Source organism: Kordia sp. E, assembly GCF_056033805.1.
In genome coordinates this window covers 2,231,292-2,249,470 of sequence record NZ_JBRASR010000002.1, presented here as the reverse complement: position 1 = coordinate 2,249,470, position 18,179 = coordinate 2,231,292, and the positions used below count along the sequence as shown (strand labels likewise).

Below are 18,179 nucleotides of genomic sequence, written 5' to 3'. Positions count from 1 at the left end.
GTTTTTTATCAAGAAAAAATGAACAAAGAATAAACTTACAGGCTAAACTTTAGTTTTACTAAACCTTTTTATAATCGAACTACCATTAGAGTTTAAATTGAATATTTAATTTTGTGTGTTCTTTTCTTTGATTGCCCAAAGAAAATGAACCAAAAGAAATGGCACTTTTCCTGGCAGGTATTTTTAGTTTTCTCTGGAAAACTAAAACCAAAAAGCTTTTACTAAATTTCTTCCAAGGCTTCAAAAATTCTTAACGCAAAAGTTTTTTTATACTTCAGAAAAGAGTCTACAACCTGTAGAGTACTATTGTTTATATCTAATTTAAAATAATGAGAGAAGAAGCGGAAGTGCAAAGTGATAACTTATCTGTTCATAAAAATAAACTCTTAAACTATAGCTAATCGTTAATTATTTTTAAGGTAAGCAGCCAATCGTTCTTTTATAAAATAGTTCCAACCACCAATACAACTTTCACGTTTAAATTCGGGGATTTCATCGGGGAAGTCTTCTGTCACTTTCGTAGTTACTGTAAACTGCGTTCCTTCGTTATCTGGCTTCAATTCAAAAGTTACATACGAATTACCTTTGCAATTTTCATAATTCCAATTGGTAACAATCTTTTGTTCATGAATAACTTCGGTAACAGTCCATATATGTAAAAAGTCGCGCGAAGGTGCTTTTACATTAAACTCCGTTTGAAAACCAACCTCAGCCTTAAAATCGGGAATATTATCAAAAAACCATTGTCGCATTTGTGTAACATCTGTAATAGCTTTCCATACAGTTTCTGTAGCTTGTGTAAAGTTTTGTGTAACAACAATTGGCGGTTCAGAAGTTTTCATAGTTTTTGGCTTTATATAAAGATAGTTATTATTTAGCTGTATTTTGATGTTTACAACTATCGTCAGTTCGAGTGGCGAGTTGAAAACTCGATGTATCGAGAACACTTTACAACTCAAATTGATTCTCGATACAATTTTTAAATAATTAACTTCGTCATTTTTAAAAATTACTCGAATAGACGTAATACCAAATGAAGTTAGTATAAAAAACAAAAAAAGCGACCTTTTTCAAGATCGCTTTTCAGTATATAGTATACTGTATATTATCTTCTATTTGCCATAATATGACGTTCTCTTGCCAATAATGTATTCTTTAATAACATTGCAATTGTCATTGGTCCTACTCCACCAGGAACTGGTGTTATATAACTTGTTTTTTTACTTACATTTTCAAAATCTACATCACCAGTAATACGATATCCACGTTTTTTAGTTTCGTCTGGTACACGTGTAATTCCAACATCAATTACAATAGCATCGTCTTTTACCATTTCTGCTTTTAGGAAATTTGGTTGTCCTAAAGCAGTAATAATAATGTCTGCCTGACATGTAATTTGCGTAATGTTCTTCGTATGACTGTGTGTTAATGTTACTGTTGAGTTTCCTGGAAAACCTCTTCTTCCCATTAATATACTCATTGGTCTTCCAACAATATGGCTTCTTCCAATAACAACCGTGTGTTTTCCTTTGGTTTCAACGTCATAACGTTCTAATAATTCTAGAATTCCAAAAGGTGTTGCCGGAATAAAAGTAGACATGTCTAATGCCATTTTCCCAAAGTTTTCAGGATGAAATCCATCAACATCTTTATCTGGATGAACAGCCATTAACACTTTCTGCGTATTAATTTGTGGAGGTAATGGCAATTGAATAATGAATCCATCAATATCATCATTATCATTCAATTCATGAATCTTTTTAAGTAATTCAAGTTCTGAAGTTGTATTTGACATACGCACCATTGTAGATTCGAATCCGACACGCTCACAAGAGCGCACTTTACTTCCTACGTATGTTAAACTTGCACCATCGTCTCCGACTAAAACTGCAGCCAAATGCGGAACTTTCTCTCCGCGATCTTTCATCTTCTGAACCTCAGCAGTAATTTCGTCTTTGATATCATTCGATACCTTTTTCCCGTCTAATAAAATCATATAGTTGTGTTGTGTGTGTCTTTTTTTAGTTTTCAGTCGCGGTTTTCGGTTTTCAGCTGTTATGTAGAAACTCCAAACTTATCTGGATGATTCATCATATAATTGAGTAGCTTCCCAACTTCTTTGCTTAAAATTTTCAGTTTTTCCGCTTCTGAGATCGTAATATAATTACAAGATATAGCAAAATCTAGCCAAACATTCGTTTCTGAATTTTCAGCATCCGCATCTGTCAGTTTGCTTATAAAATGTTTTATATACTTTCGTTTTCTGTAAGCTTCAGCAATATTTACGGTCACTGATCGTGATGATCGTCTAATTTGATCCGTTAAAGAATACACTTCTTCTTTCGGAAATTGTTTGCTGAGTTCAAAAATCTGCATAGCCAAATCATATGATTTTTGATATACTAGTAATTTTTGAAAATCCATTTTATGATACTTCTAAGTATATTTTAAACTAAAAACTGAGACTGAGACTGAGACTGAGACTGAGACTGAGACTGAGACTGAGACTGTAAAACTAATTTACCCGCCCATTCCTTTCATCATTTGCATCAGCTTTCTTCCGCCGCCGCCTTGCATCATCTTCATCATTTTGCTCATTTGATCAAATTGCTTTAACAATTGATTCATTTCTTGTACAGAACGTCCAGCTCCTTTTGCAATACGCTTTTTACGACTTGCATTGATCATTGTAGGTTTTGAACGCTCGTCAGGTGTCATAGAGTGAATTAATGCTTCAATGTGTTTGAAAGCATCATCTTCAATTTCCATACCTTTCATTGCTTTGGAAGCACCAGGAATCATTCCGACTAAGTCTTTCATGTTCCCCATTTTCTTCACTTGCTGTATTTGCTTTAAGAAATCGTCAAAACCAAATTGATTTTTTGCGATTTTCTTTTGTAATTTTCTAGCTTCTTCTTCATCAAACTGCTCTTGCGCTCTTTCTACTAACGAAACAACATCTCCCATTCCAAGAATACGATCAGCCATACGTGTAGGATAGAATACATCAATTGCTTCCATTTTTTCACCTGTACCAATAAATTTAATTGGTTTGTTTACTACAGATTTAATAGAGATTGCAGCTCCACCACGAGTATCACCATCTAATTTCGTTAAGATAACTCCATCAAAGTTTAAGATATCATTGAACGCTTTTGCTGTATTCACAGCATCTTGACCTGTCATAGCATCCACTACAAATAGTGTTTCTTGTGGTTCAATTGCTTTGTGAATGTTTGCAATTTCCGTCATCATCGCTTCATCAACTGCCAAACGACCTGCAGTATCAATAATAACTACATTGTGTCCGTTTTCATTTGCATGCGCAATTCCTGCTTGTGCAATTGCTACTGGATCGTTGTTTCCTCTATCTGAAAATACATCAACTTTTATTTGCTCTCCAACTACATGTAGCTGATCAATCGCCGCTGGACGATATACATCACAGGCAACTAATAAAGGTTTCTTCGTTTTTTTATTTTTTAAGTAATTGGCTAGTTTCCCAGAGAACGTTGTTTTACCCGAACCTTGTAAACCTGACATTAATATGACAGATGGTTTTCCAGACAAGTTGATTCCTGCTGCATCTCCACCCATTAATTCGGTTAACTCGTCTTTTACGAGCTTTACCATTAATTGTCCTGGTTGTAAGGTTGTTAATACGTTTTGTCCTAAAGCTTTTTCCTTTACAGTTTTTGTAAATTCTTTTGCGATTTTAAAGTTCACATCGGCATCAAGTAATGCTCTACGCACTTCTTTTAATGTTTCGGCAACATTTACTTCTGTTATACTTCCATGACCCTTTAGTACATGTAACGCTTTATCTAGCTTTTCACTTAAATTATTAAACATACGATGTGTATTCTTTTTTAGAAGTTGCAAAGATAGGGGAAACTTCTAAATTTTGAAAGTATAAAACCGCTCGTTTTCAACAAGGTTATTAAGGTGTTTCCTCTGATTTCTCAAAGATTAGACTACTATATCGTTATTTTTTTAGCTAAAGTAATTTGAACTAAATAGCAAACAAAACAATCTAAAAGAGTTTATTTCTAATATTTCATGAGAAAGCACACCAAGATCGTATACATGAATAGCATACAACTGAAGTTAATGAAGGGCAGGAATTATTCCAATCATTCTATTTTTATAATGCTATTTTAAATGTTGCATGGTTGTTATAATTGTCATAGTTAAATACAACTGATTTTTTCTCTACCATCGCTAAAAACCCGCCTAAAGCACTCAGTGGAAATCCCACATTATAATTTCTTCCAGATCTAGAATTCTTTGGTATTTTTTCATATGGCATATCGTAAAACCGTACAATTGCTTTATATACAGTATTACTCAATCCATATACAATTGTTGTTACTACATTATTAGTATTTGTTTGATACGGTCCTGTATACATAGTTGATTCTACAAATGAAATAGGATTCGATACAATATTTTGAGTATTCATAGCTTTAGTTTTTTTGGTTTTTATGATACAAATTCGAATAAACGATATTCAGTATAGTGAATAATTGTAATGCGTACTCCATATTTAATCATCAAAATCTAAAAAAAGGAATAGAGAAGTTTTCACATTTCTAAAAACAATTGCATACTAAAGGATTATCTATTACTTTTAATATCTTAAAACTGTATACCATGATCATTTTTAACATTGAAGCTATTCTTGTTACTTTATTAGCCGCATTATTTTCATTACCATTTTTTGGCATTTATTACTTTGGAGGCATGGGAGAAGACATGCTTGTCATTTGTGCTAGTTGGATGGTTTTAGTAGCTTCCTTTGTTAGCAAAGGAATTGGCATGGTTGGACGTTTGTTTTTTATTCCTATGTGGTTATTAAGCATTCCATTACCTTTTATAATGACGTATCAAGTATACCAATGGACGGGAATTGGTGTGACTTTTGGAATTTTTATTGGTTTCGTCCTCTTAATTATTGGTTTTGCCTATAGGTCTGAAAAGAAACGTGTAAAGAATTTACGTTCTGAGAAGATTGAGTTTCCAGATCGTGAGGAAGATGCAGAAGTATATTGGGATGCCGTAAAAGATAAATTCTTTCTTCCATCGTATATAAAAATGACGCCTGAAATTGCTCGATTTAATATTAGAGTAGCAGAAACTTTACAGAAACAAGAAATTGATCTTGTTAATATTGAAGCTTTTAAAACTGAGATGGGCAAAGCAGGATCTAAACGTAAAAAGGTTGACCCAAAAGCTCAAAAGAATCTTATGGATGAAATTGATGAAAAGATTATAGCATTACAAGAAGCCAAAGAGTTACTGGAAAAAGTTTCTGGGTAGGTTTTTTAAAAAAAATGTAACTTAATACGTATAAATATAACTTATAACTAAACGTTAAAATTTTACAATATGAAAAAAAAGAAAATGAAACCTTTAATGCTCTCTAAAAGATCTATCTCTAATTTGAGTAATTCAGTTAAAGGAGGTACTGGAACTGTTTTTGAAACTAGAAATTGCTCAATACATCTTTGTGGACCAAATGATAATACAAATGTAATTGTTTGTCCACCAGGAACAGGAACCTGTGAGACAGAACGTAATCGTTGCTCAATTATATGCCCTACTACTATTACTACTACAGGAGGAAATAATGGTGATGGAATGTAGGTTGTTGAACTGATTCTAAACTCACATTCTAGACATAAAATAGATCCCGTTTTTCAACGGGATTAGTTCAACTTACAATTTTGAGTGTGTCTTTCAGACTTCTCTAAATTGAGTTTCACTAAAAAAAAGTTGCCCTAATTCAACAAAAGGCAACTTTTTACACTAAACTAAGTTACTAAACTAACTTAAATAAACACTTATTTTTATATTGTTACAAACACACATTACAATCCGCTTCTAGCGTGTATAATGTAGAAACATCATTTGGGTTTAACGCAATGTTGTACATTCGTATATCGTCTAAATGACCTTCAAAGCCACTTCCTAACATATAATTCATCAATGGTGAACTTCCAATATCAATGGTAGAATTTACATCTTCATTTCTTTGTACACCATCTCTATATAATCGAACTGTATTGTTACTATCTACCGTAAGTACTAAATGGTGCCAGTTGGTTGTATCGGTTGGTAAACTAGCATCCATATTCCAAGGATCATCCCATAAACCATAACCAGAATCCGCATCACTAAATACTGGTGTATTTAAATCGAATACACTGATTTGAAAACCTTCGCTGACAGCGCTTCCTTTTTGAAATAAGATTTCATAATTAGAAGGATTTGTATTCTGCATTTTAAACCAAAGACTTACCGAAAACGCATCTCCTTGCACTATTTGATTTGCTGTTGTCACAGGAATTTCTATGGTTTCATTTCCATTAAAACCAACTGCACATGTTGCATTCCCTGCTCTATCAGAAACGTATGTATAGTTTCCTGATGCTTCCCAATTACTTACCAAGTCTTTCGTTTCATTAGCAAACGGCATGTATAAAATTAAATTGTCTGTTAATGGCGTTGAATTATTTGTACAGCATTCTTCTATAGAAATTGTAATTGTATAGACTTGAAACATTCCTGCCAAATCTTCAATACGTAAATAGAGTGTTTCTTGCGAAGCTGTATTTGTATATGAAGTTGGAATTAAAGCATTTAAATCATTCGCTGCATCTTCTTGCGTTATGTGAAATGAAAACTCATAATCTTGCGTACACGTTATGGTTGAAATAAATAACTCTTCTAAGTTCATTTCTACATAACCATCAAACGGATTTTCTTCATCGCAAATAGTGGTTTCTATATTTTCAAAACACTCAAAAGGCGTTGCATTTTCACAACTCTTTTGTAGCGTTAATTGTTGATTTCCATTGTGTAATTGCAATTCGTCTGAAGTACATTCATCTAGAATCCAAGAACCATTAATAGAGGTAATATTAGATACTACATTACTTATGTTTAATACTAAATTTCCTTGCGAAGTTGCTACTTCCCAGTTTCCATCATAAATAGTAGCACTTGTTGGTTCTGTTGAAAATGTAAACGAACCATCAGCATTAAAATAGAACTCATATATTAATTGTGTGTTTCCATCCAAATTAGAAATTCTCCAGAAACAGTCTGTTAGGTTTTCCGTTACTAAAACTTCTGTACAATTTGCATCATTGTAGTTATTATCATCATCTTCATCACAGGTATTTTCGGCTGCTACAATTGCTGCTTGTAATTCTGTATTACTAGTTACAGAAATAACCGTTCCGTCAGCTTGTACTAAATTGATTGGATAATTAATACTCGCCACTACACCATTTGAAAGTGTTTCTAAGAAATAGAATAGCGTTTCATCGTCTGTGATATTTTGTGTTTCTATGACTTCAAAATTAATATCAAAAACGGCAATACTAAACGGATATTGAAAATCGATACATTCAATGTCAATATCTGGCTGATTTGGTCCAGCACAGTTACTAATTTGTGCTTCTAATTCTTCTTGATTTTCAATAACTATTTCTGAGTAATCACTTAATATAATTGTGATTGGATACGTAATTGCAACGGCGCCATCATTTGATTGATTTAGCAATTCAATAATTGTATTATAATCATTCGGATTGTTTACAATAACAGTTGTCCCATTGATTGAAACCGTAACTGGCAAATCGACTAAGAAACAATTTGCATTGTCAATAAAGTTATCCGTAGAACCATCAAGTAATGTGATGCGTTCCATTAATAGTGGCAATACAGTATTTGCTACAAGTGTTTCTTCATCATTAGGCGTTGTCGTTTCTATTTGTTCTTCCTGACAAGAAGTAACAAAGAGACACATCGCGAGAAGCGAAAAAACAAATTGCAGATACGTTATTTTAGAAATTTTGATCATATAATTAAATGGTATTCGGGTACTATTGAACTCGACAATCTTCAAGTGTGTTACTTCTTAAACAACTTCAACGATAAAATTCCCACCTTTATAAATTAAAAAATTTATGTTTACTTTTAACGGATAAATCAACCATTATTCATGCCAAAATCAATACAAGAAAATATATGTAACGAGCTTTTGTTTTCTAAAATTTTCAAGAAACACTACCAAAGTTTATACTCGTATTTGTATTACAAATTTGGCGATTATTTGAATCCTGAAGACAAAGCACAAGAAGCTTTTACTAAATTATGGCAAAATTGCGGTAAAGTGAAACCTGAAAAAGCAAAAAGTTATGTTTTTACGATTGGCAACAACATGATGTTAAATGAAGTAAAACATCAAAAAGTTGTACTACAACACCGTCAACTCAAACCAAAATCACATACCAATGAAGATCCTGAATTTTTAATGCAGGAACAAGAATATTTACAAAAATTACAACGTGCTATTGGAAATTTGACAGAATCCGAACGCACTGCTTTTTTAATGAATAGAGTTGAAGGTAAAAGACATAAAGAAATAGCAGCAATACTCAATATTTCGGCGAAAGCTGTAGAAAAACGTATTTATCGCGCATTGAGCAAATTGCGTGAAGAGATTAAAGAGTTGTGAGTGTTAGATGTTAGATGTTAGATGTTAGATGTTAGATGTTAGATGTTAGATGTTAGATGTTAGATGTTAGATGTTAGATGTTAGATGTTAGATGTTAGATGGAAATTAAAAAACGTAAACGTCATTTCGAGTGATTTTCGATAGAAAATTGTATCGAGAAATACTTAAAAAGAAAAATAGTATAGCTTAATAGAACGTCAAAAAAAGAAATAAATTATATTTTATTTAAATGTATAGTAGGAATTTTAAATAGTTGGTTGTTATATAGATAAGAAACGATTATGACACGAGAAGAATTAATACAAAAGTGGCTAGATCATTCGTTGACACCTCAAGAGTTTGAAGCTTTTAAACAGCTTGAAGACTATGCGGAATTGACACAAATGAACACTGCCTTACAGTATTTTAAAGCGCCCGACCTAGATGTAGATGCGGCGTACAATGCTGTACAAAAACCGAAACAAAAAGACACACCAAAACCTACTTCATGGTTGAAACCATTGCTACGCATTGCTGCGATTTTAGTAATTGGATTTGGCGCATACATGTATACAACTTTTTCGAGCCCAACATTTGTAGAAACACAAATTGCGAGCAAAACGCTTATTGAGTTACCTGACACTTCTGCTGTAACATTAAATGCTGTATCGAGTTTATCATTTGATGAAGATTCTTGGGAAGAAAACAGAGAAGTAAACTTAGAAGGAGAAGCCTATTTTAAAGTAGCTAAAGGAGCAACTTTTAGCGTAGTTACTGATGCAGGAATTGTAACTGTACTAGGAACACAATTTAATGTAAAACAACGTGATCACTTATTTGAAGTTTTCTGCTATGAAGGTTCTGTGAAAGTAAATCACAATGATAAGAACGTTGTTCTGAAACCTGGACAACGCTTTTTGATCCTAGATGGGAAACAAGTTCGCAATGAAAAAGAAATGCTAAAAGAACCTTCTTGGATTCACAATGAAAGTTCTTTTAAAAGTTTACCTTTACGAGAAGTTATTCAAGAATTTGAACGACAGTACAATGTAACGATTGATGCTAAAAATGTAGATACTTCAGAAGTAGTTACCTGTGGTTTCACACATGAAAACATAGATATGGCATTGAAATCGATTACGTTACCGTTACAGCTTACATATCAAAAGAAACAAAACTCGATTATTTTAAAACGTGACTAAAAAACGCGTACGAAAGTTACTCACCTTTTTTTTATTCTTTCTTAGTTTTCAATGCATTACTGCACAAGAAAATCAAGAGAATAAAATATTACTGTCCAAATTACTGCCTAGTATAGAAAAAGAATATGACGTTATTTTTTCGTATGCAGATAAGTTTATTAAGAATGTATCCGTAACTCCACAAAAAAAAGTTACTTCACTTGAAGATCTATTAAAAGGTTTTGAATCCGAAACCAATTTGCGTTTTACTTTGATTAATGGACGCTATATTGCCATTACTGTATTTGCAGATCAGATTCAAGAGTTGGACGAAATTTACTTAACAGAATATATTGCATCTGGAATTTCTACCAATAGAACTGGACAAATTACCGTGAAACCTAAAAGCTTTGGAATTCTTCCAGGCGTTACTGAACCTGATGTATTATTGACAATTCAAGCATTACCAGGAATCTCAAGCAGTAACGAAACGGTTTCAAACATCAATATTCGCGGCGGAACAAATGACCAAAATATTTTATTGTGGGATGATATTAAAATGTATCAATCTGGACACTTTTTTGGATTAATTTCTGCTTTTAATCCTTACTTTTTAAATAAAGTTACGGTCACTAAAAACGGAACAAGTGCTAAATATGGTGATGGCGTTTCAGGAATGATTCAAATGCAATTAGATGCACATCCGAATGATTCTTTGCAAGCTGGCGCTGGATTGAACTTGATTCATGCTGATGGTTTTGCCAAAATTCAATTGAACAAAAAAATGGAAGTACAAGTTTCTGCACGTCGTTCCATTACAGATTTGATTGAAACACCAACGTACACAGTTTATTTTGATCGTATTTTTCAAGATACAGACATTACAAATAACAATCAGCAAAGTAATAGTACAACGACAACAAATAGAGATTTTCATTTCTATGATATGAGTACAAAATTCATTTATGATATTTCTAAAAAAGATAACTTACAATTTAGTTTTTTGAATATTTTTAATGATTTAAGTTATACCGAAGAAGGAACATTTAACAATCGTGTACAAACTGTAAATAGCGGAATTACACAACGGAATTTAGCAACTGGTTTAACGTACAATCGTGAATGGTCGCCTGCGTTTTCCACACAAGTACAATTGTATACTTCTAATTATAATTTAGAAGCAACGAACTTTGACATTACCAATAATCAACGTTTATTCCAAGAGAATGATTTAGCAGATAGCGCGATCAAACTACATACAAAATATCGTATTGATGATAACTTTACAACTCAAAACGGCTATCAGTTTTCAGAGATTGGCATTACAAATATTCAAGATGTAAGCAATCCGCAATTTAGAAGTAACCGTAAAGATGTGATGCGAAATCATGCTGTATATTCTGAATTGAATTATGTTTCTGATAGTTATCGAACAATGGTAAATGTTGGAATTCGTGGAAATCATTATGGAAAGATTAATGAATTTCGTTTTGAACCACGTTTGACTTTCAGACAGCAATTTTCTAATCATTTTAGTGTGTTGGTTTTGGGCGAATATAAAAGCCAAGCGATTTCTCAAGTAATTGATTTACAAAATGATTTTTTAGGTATTGAAAAACGTCGTTGGACATTGGCGAATGGAACTTCTGTTCCCCTAATTAAAAGTAAGCAAGCTTCTGCTGGCATACAATACACTAAGAACAACTTACTTATTAGCGCAGAAATCTATATAAAAGAAGTTGATGGAATTACCACACGAAGTCAAGGTTTTCAGAATCAGTTTCAATTTGTAAATGCTCTCGGAAGTTACACAGCACAAGGAATTGACTTATTGTTTAATAAAAAGTGGCACGATTTCAATACGTGGTTAAGCTATTCTTTTAGCAAGAATGATTATGAGTTTACATCACTAAACAATGGTAAACAATTCCCTAATAACTTAGATATTACACACAATCTTACACTTGGCGGAACCTATACTTGGAAAGATTTTGAATTCTCCTTAGGAACGTACTATCGCACAGGAAGACCAACAACAACTGTTGGCGTACCAGAAGTTATCAATGGAGATATTAATTACAATTCGCCAAATGCTGAGAATCTAGACGATTATTTTAGAACCGATTTTTCCGCAACCTACCGTTTAATACTTTCTAAAAAGAAAAAGATTAAGTCAAAAATTGGTCTTTCTATTTGGAATGTATTCGATCAGCAAAATGTTTTGAATGAATACTACAACCTAGACAACGAAGTCGTTTCACAAGTTCAAAATCAAGCACTTGGCATTACGCCAAATTTGAGTTTTCGCGTTGAGTTTTAAACGAGGAATCCTTTTAATCTAATCCTTAGCCTTAACACAACAAATAGATGATCTTCTTAATTTTTGTTAAAAAAAATATAAGCAGTTTTGATCTTTAATTATATTATTATAGTTTTAAAATACATGGAAATCACTATTGGAATTTTAGGACTTATACTTATCATCGCTATTATTACTTACGAATACAGTCTCTTTTCAAAGTCAAAAGAAGAAGAAGAAGGGATTGATCATTTAGAAGTACAATTTAAAGCAACTCAAAAACTATCAGAAGAAGTTCAGCTAGACATAGAAAATTATATTTTAACGGCTAATGCGGCTGATAAATTTTTATTTAAAGATATGACATTTAGTAATTATCTGGCACATATGAAGGAAACTCATAACGAAAATTTGTCTGATAATTTATATGATAGGTTGAGTAATTTAGAATTAACTGAAAGCAATACTAATTTCATGATTAAAAGTCTTGAATACCAATTTTCTGCTTTACTACAAATGAAAACTAAAATGCAATTATTAGATTACCTATATTCAAAAAGATTAGCGCTTCCAAAAAATCAAAATTGAGTAGTACTTCAAGTTTGAGTTTTCGAGTAGAGTTTTAGAACTAGATTAGTTGGACTTGCTTAGACTACTTAGATTGTTTGACTCTAAACGTCACTTCGAGTGATTTTTCTTTAGAAAATTATATCGAGAAGTGCTTTGAAAACCAATAGATTATTTCCGCCTCTAAACTATTCTCGACACAAAATCTCTTCAAGATTTTATTCGAACTGATAGTTTTATATTATTACAGCAGACTTTTCATAAAAACTGAAACTAGTATCGTTTTACTTTTTTAACTTTTCAAGTATAATTTCAATCGCCTTATCTAATTGTGGTGTTTTATTCTCTAAACGCTCTTTAAAGTTTTCACCAATATATACATCTGGTGTAACTCCATGAATTTCTAAATCCTTACCATCTAAAGTGTAACATCCCCAAGTTGGTAATCGATATGAAGAACCATCAACTAAAGATCTACTGGTTGTAAAAATAATCCATCGATACGTTTCTGTTCCAACAATAGTTCCCATACCTAATTCTTTAAAGCCAGCAGCTGTCATCTCAGCATCAGATAAAGATTGTTCATTCACTAATAAAACAATTGGTTTGCTACCATAATTAAAATTAGATTGACTCGTTAGTTTCCCTTCTCTGTATTTCCAGTTTAAGTATTTTTTTTGGCGCAAGAAATTCAATACTTCATCATGTACATTTCCTCCAGTATTAAAGCGTAAATCTAAAATTAAACCGTCTTTATAGGCTTCTTCACTAACCAAGTCATGATAAAACTTGGTTAATTCGCTGCCTGTCATATTTTTCATATGAACATACGCTACCTTATTGTTTGTCTTTTTATCAACATACGTTTGATTTTGGTCTTGCCATTCATCATAAACTAAACTCCTAACAGTCCAAAAATTTGTTGGATGCACATTCACACTAAACGCTGTTCCGTTTCTACTAAATGTCAAACTCATTTCTGACATAAATTTAGGATTCGTAAAGTATTGTTCTCTATTCAATTTTGTATCAACAACATTTCCATTTACAGCAACCAACTTATCACCTTTTCTAAGGTCTTTACCTTTTACATCTGTTGGTCCTTCAGAAACGATTCTTTCTATTACAAACGGATTGTTATTATTAAAAACAATTCCCGTTTCTAATGTTTGAGTTCCATAATAAATTGCCTCTTCTTTACCATATGATCTAAACCCAAAGTGAGAAGCATTTAACTCACCAAGCATATCGTTAAAAATTAATCTTAAATTTCTTCTGCTCGAAACATAAGGTAAATATGCAGCATATTCATCTCTTAGTTTTTGCCAGTTTTCTCCATGAAAATTCTCATCATAAAAATTCTCTTCCATTCCAGCCCAAGCTTCATAATACATTTGATTGAACTCATTGGATAATGATTTATTAAAACGATGACTAATTGCTATTGGCTTTAACTTATTAGTGCTTAAGTTCACCGTATTTATAACTCCTTTTGATAAGATATAATGTTTTTTACCAGAAGTAATAAATCGATAACCAGACATAGGCGTATCACTTAACTTAACCGTTTTATTATTTTCAAAAGGTTCTAAAGTAGTTTTCCATAACTTCCTTTTCCCTTCATCATGATTCGATATATATAAAACATGAGTTTTGTTTCCTTCATTTATAACGGTGATATTTCGTTGATTACCAAATCTTGGACTAATCGCTGTTAACCGATCCATCAATCCTTTTTCGTTGATGCTAACAATCACTTTTTCTTTCTTCTTTTCTTCTTTCTTATCCTTTTTCTCTTTCTCTTTCTTCTCTTCTTCTTTAAAGAGCTCATTTACTTTATCTATTTTAAACGGCTTTTCATATTTATCTAAAGCCATTTGATATACTTTAGATTTTCCGCTTCCACCACTAGGAAAAGTTGGTGATGTTCTTTCTGAAGAAAAGTAAATATATTTTCCATCAGCAGACCAAGTTGGTTCACGTTCAGAAACTTTAGTTTTTGTGAGATTGATTGATTTTTTTGAAGCTATATTATACACGAAAATATCTGCTTCAAAATCTCTCTGAGCAGTATATAAAATATAATTTCCATCTGGAGAAAAATAAGGATCAGAATTATAGATTCCCCACAATTCATCTTTCACAATCAATTCACTTTTATATGTTTTTAAATCGATTACATAAATTTCGTTTCTACCTCTTAAATACACACCTTTAGTTTTGTCTGCATTTAGCGTAAGTTGTCTGTTATTACTACTATTTTTTGTGAGTTGTTTTGTAGTTGATTTTCCATCTGCCTTGGTCACAAACCAATTGTAATATCCTTTATCAGATCTTGAAAATAATAATGAATTATTATCTTTTAACCATGTCACTTCTTCAACAGCTTCTAAAGGATTTGTCTGTATTTCCTTTACAAACTTCCCTTTTACATCAGAAACAAATAATTTCCCTCTAGATATAAAAGCCATTTTTTTACCATCGGAAGAAACATCGAAGAATGTAATATTTCCTTTTATATCATACGATTGATTTTTATTGATTGTTGAATTTCTATTGATATTAATATTCAGCTTTTTCGTAGATTTTTTAGCAACGTCATATACAAATAATTGATATTCTTTTCTAAAAACTATTTTTTCACCATTTGCAGAAACCTTTGGCCACATAATTGACTTAGAAAAACTTGTCAACCTTTTCTTTTCTCCATTTTGAAATGTATACAGATTATACTCTCCTTTATATTCATCTGACATAAAGTAAACAGTACCAGACTTGTCAATAGTTGTTCCAAAATCTTTTCCTCTATACGATGTATGTTTTGTATATTTTTTTGACTTTATATTGTATGACTTTATATCTGGATTGTAATCTCCTTTGTATCTTTTTCTATGGGCGAAGTATAAGCCTTCATCAGATTCATTAAAATAAACATCTTTTGTTTTTGGATGTTCTACAACATTAAGAATCGTATTGAAATAGTGTTTGAAAGTTCTTTTTGGAGTTCCTCCATTAATATTCACAGTATAATTAGTCATAGAATTATATCTGGTAGATGCGAAATTGATCGTTTTACTATCCCAATTCCAAGAAGAAACCATATCTAAACTTTGATGGAATGTAAGTTGTGTAATTTTCCCTCCTTTTAAAGGCATTACATACACATCATAATTTCCAAATTGATTGCTAGAGAATGCTAACCATTTACCGTCTGGAGAAACACTTGGATTTGTCTCTAATCCGTCCATAGCAGTCAACCTAAGAGCATCTCCGCCATTTGAAGAAACTTTCCATAAATCGCCTTCAAAACTAAAAATAACATCATTTGCATCAGGCGTTAACGTTGGTTTCAGAGTAAAATGAGCAGTGTCATCAATTTGCTGTTGTCCATTCATAACAGACGTAATCACAAAAAAGAAAAGGAAAAGTATTTTTTTATACATAACAAAAAGGCATATTGTTCTTTGAAAAATAAAGGTATTGATTATACTTAATAAGTAGCATAAATCAACTCCATGAATAACGAAGATATAAACTAAATACGAACAAGACTAAACTTTAACTTGTTCAAGACTCTTTATGGAATAAAAAAATCGTTTAAGTAGACATTCAATCGAGTTGAAATGTGAACGTAAACGATTTTAATAGTATTATTTTTCATAAGATCCTAAAACAAGTTCAGCATGACTGCATTACATTCTTTCAGGAACCTGAATTCCTAACAATCCAAATGCAGATTTTATAGTATCACCAACTTTTTTAGATAATTGTACTCTGAATACTTTTTTCGCTTCATCTTCTTCTCCTAAAATGTAAATATTTTGGAAGAATGAATTGTACAATTTCACTAAGTCATATGTATAATTTGCAATTACTGCCGGACTTTGATTGTTTGCCGCCAATTGAATTGCCGCTGGATATCCTTGTAATTGCTTTAAGATTTCTTTCTCACGAATATCAATCTCAATCCCTGTGATTTCTGCTGAATAGTCAAAGTTTGCCTTACGCAATATTGATTGAATACGCGCATATGTATATTGAATAAAAGGTCCTGTATTTCCTGCGAAATCAATAGATTCTTTTGGATCAAATAAGATTCGTTTTTTAGGATCTACTTTTAGAATGAAATACTTTAATGCACCCATTCCAATGATTTTATACAATGCTTCTTTTTCTTCGTCTGAATAACCTTCAAGCTTTCCTAATTCTTCTGAAATCTCTTTGGCAGTTGACGCCATTTCTAACATCAATTCATCTGCATCAACGACAGTTCCTTCACGGCTTTTCATTTTCCCACTTGGTAAATCTACCATTCCGTAGGATAAATGATGTAAGTATTTAGACCAATCGAACCCTAGTTTTTGTAAGATTAAGAATAGTACTTTAAAGTGATGATCTTGTTCGTTTCCAACCGTATAAATCATTCCACCAATATCTGGGTAATCTTTTACACGCTGAATTGCTGTTCCGATGTCTTGCGTCATATAAACCGATGTTCCGTCAGATCGTAACACTATTTTTTCACCTAAACCATCATCCGATAGATCGCACCAAACAGAACCATCTTCTCTTGCATAGAAAACACCACTTTCTAGTCCTTCTTTTACAAAGTCTTTTCCTAAAAGATACGTATCACTTTCATAATATAGTGCATCAAAATCAACGCCTAAGTTTGTATATGTAATTGCAAAACCGTCATAAACCCATTGGTTCATTTGTTTCCAAAGCGCTACAACTGCTTCGTCTCCTGCTTCCCATTTACGCAACATTTCTTTTGCGTCTGCTCCAATAGCACTTATGCTTGTGAAGTATTCATTTTTGAATGATTTCTTAAATGCAGCTACAATTTCTGTTGAAAGATCATCTCCATTTTCATATTTCTCAGAAAACTTTTCTTCCAAAAACTTCTGTGTTTCTGGCTTCTTAGCAAAAACTTCAATTTTATCAATTGCTGGTGTTGTTTTTAACCACTCTGAAAATTCCATTTGAAAAACTTTTTCAAACTCTACATAGTAGTTTCCAACCAACTTATCGCCTTTTAACCCAGTAGATTGTGGCGTTTCTCCGTTTCCGAAACGTTGCCAAGCCAACATAGATTTACAAATGTGAATTCCACGATCGTTGATAATCTGTGTTTTATATACTTTTTTCCCAGAAGCTTTAATGATTTCCGCAACACTATATCCTAACAAGTTGTTACGAACGTGCCCTAAGTGTAACGGTTTGTTTGTGTTTGGTGAAGAATATTCAACCATCACAGCTGTATCACCCTTTGTAGGTGTTTCACGCCCAAATGTTTCATTATTGGTAATATTCGCGAAGAAATCTAAGTAAAAAGAATCATCTATCACAAGGTTTAAAAACCCTTTGACAACATTGAAACGGCTTATTTCCGCAACATGTTCTTGTAAATACTGTCCAAGGTCTTCACCCAATTGTGCAGGATTCATCTTTTTAACGCGTAGCATTGGAAAGGTCACAATTGTGATGTCACCTTCAAAATCTTTCCTAGTTGCTTGAAATTCTACATTATCTAATGTAGCTCCATATAAGGTTTGAAATGCTTCTTTGACTTTTGCCGTTACTACTTCTTGAATATTCATTACTCCTAAAAATTAAGGTGCAA

Annotated in this window: 14 protein-coding genes; 6 read left to right on the top strand and 8 right to left on the bottom strand. The window is 32.3% G+C overall.

The genetic code is table 11. The annotated features are described in order from the left end of the window. Window positions 1–404 precede the first annotated feature (404 nt). The 5 genes from ACUUYC_RS13200 to ACUUYC_RS13180 all read right to left on the bottom strand — a co-directional run bounded on the left by ACUUYC_RS13200 (window position 405) and on the right by ACUUYC_RS13180 (window position 4,462). On the bottom strand, window positions 405–842 hold the full coding sequence (locus ACUUYC_RS13200; RefSeq protein ID WP_474266350.1) for an SRPBCC family protein: 438 nt from the start codon (window positions 840–842) through the stop codon (window positions 405–407). Window positions 843–1,105: 263 nt separating this feature from the next. Continuing rightward, window positions 1,106–1,996 carry a bifunctional 5,10-methylenetetrahydrofolate dehydrogenase/5,10-methenyltetrahydrofolate cyclohydrolase gene (locus ACUUYC_RS13195; RefSeq protein WP_474266349.1) on the bottom strand — a complete coding sequence of 297 codons (891 nt, stop codon included), beginning with the start codon at window positions 1,994–1,996 and terminating at the stop codon, window positions 1,106–1,108. Window positions 1,997–2,055: 59 nt separating this feature from the next. Continuing rightward, on the bottom strand, window positions 2,056–2,424 hold the full coding sequence (locus tag ACUUYC_RS13190; RefSeq protein WP_474266348.1) for a four helix bundle protein: 369 nt from the start codon (window positions 2,422–2,424) through the stop codon (window positions 2,056–2,058). 96 nt (window positions 2,425–2,520) lie between these two features. Further along, the gene (gene ffh / locus ACUUYC_RS13185) at window positions 2,521–3,852 is read right to left on the bottom strand and encodes a signal recognition particle protein (protein ID WP_474266347.1); all 1,332 of its coding nucleotides are present in this window, start codon (window positions 3,850–3,852) and stop codon (window positions 2,521–2,523) included. A gap of 292 nt (window positions 3,853–4,144) precedes the next feature. Then, on the bottom strand, window positions 4,145–4,462 hold the full coding sequence (locus tag ACUUYC_RS13180; protein ID WP_474266346.1) for a hypothetical protein: 318 nt from the start codon (window positions 4,460–4,462) through the stop codon (window positions 4,145–4,147). A gap of 191 nt (window positions 4,463–4,653) precedes the next feature. On the opposite strand from ACUUYC_RS13180, the gene ACUUYC_RS13175 reads away from it, so the two are divergent. Together ACUUYC_RS13175 and ACUUYC_RS13170 are read left to right on the top strand one after the other, a co-directional pair. Continuing rightward, entirely contained in the window at window positions 4,654–5,319 is a 666-nt protein-coding gene (locus ACUUYC_RS13175) for a hypothetical protein (protein ID WP_474266345.1), read from the top strand. Window positions 5,320–5,388: 69 nt separating this feature from the next. Continuing rightward, window positions 5,389–5,646, top strand: coding sequence for a hypothetical protein (locus tag ACUUYC_RS13170; RefSeq protein WP_474266344.1), 258 nt, complete (start codon window positions 5,389–5,391; stop codon window positions 5,644–5,646). Window positions 5,647–5,857: 211 nt separating this feature from the next. Here ACUUYC_RS13170 and ACUUYC_RS13165 read toward each other — a convergent pair whose 3' ends face one another. Further along, window positions 5,858–7,870 (bottom strand): LamG domain-containing protein, encoded by a 2,013-nt coding sequence (locus ACUUYC_RS13165; RefSeq protein ID WP_474266342.1) that lies wholly within the window; start codon window positions 7,868–7,870, stop codon window positions 5,858–5,860. Between the two features lie 141 nt (window positions 7,871–8,011). Between ACUUYC_RS13165 and ACUUYC_RS13160 the strand changes: the two genes are divergently transcribed. From ACUUYC_RS13160 to ACUUYC_RS13145, 4 genes are all read left to right on the top strand, one after another. Continuing rightward, window positions 8,012–8,527 (top strand): RNA polymerase sigma factor, encoded by a 516-nt coding sequence (locus ACUUYC_RS13160; RefSeq protein ID WP_474266341.1) that lies wholly within the window; start codon window positions 8,012–8,014, stop codon window positions 8,525–8,527. 281 nt (window positions 8,528–8,808) lie between these two features. After that, complete coding sequence (locus ACUUYC_RS13155) at window positions 8,809–9,708, top strand: FecR family protein (RefSeq protein WP_474266340.1); 900 nt, start codon at window positions 8,809–8,811, stop codon at window positions 9,706–9,708. Further along, window positions 9,701–12,007 carry a TonB-dependent receptor plug domain-containing protein gene (locus ACUUYC_RS13150; protein ID WP_474266339.1) on the top strand — a complete coding sequence of 769 codons (2,307 nt, stop codon included), beginning with the start codon at window positions 9,701–9,703 and terminating at the stop codon, window positions 12,005–12,007. The genes ACUUYC_RS13155 and ACUUYC_RS13150 overlap by 8 nt, the downstream gene beginning before the upstream one ends. Window positions 12,008–12,130: 123 nt before the next feature. After that, window positions 12,131–12,574, top strand: coding sequence for a hypothetical protein (locus ACUUYC_RS13145; RefSeq protein ID WP_474266338.1), 444 nt, complete (start codon window positions 12,131–12,133; stop codon window positions 12,572–12,574). 263 nt (window positions 12,575–12,837) lie between these two features. On the opposite strand, the gene ACUUYC_RS13140 is transcribed toward ACUUYC_RS13145, so the two are convergent. Further along, window positions 12,838–15,948, bottom strand: a complete 3,111-nt coding sequence (locus tag ACUUYC_RS13140) for a S41 family peptidase (protein ID WP_474266337.1) — start codon at window positions 15,946–15,948, stop codon at window positions 12,838–12,840. Window positions 15,949–16,245: 297 nt separating this feature from the next. Continuing rightward, window positions 16,246–18,156: an arginine--tRNA ligase gene (argS, locus tag ACUUYC_RS13135; protein WP_474266336.1), complete on the bottom strand. Its 1,911-nt coding sequence runs from the start codon at window positions 18,154–18,156 to the stop codon at window positions 16,246–16,248. Window positions 18,157–18,179: the final 23 nt, after the last annotated feature.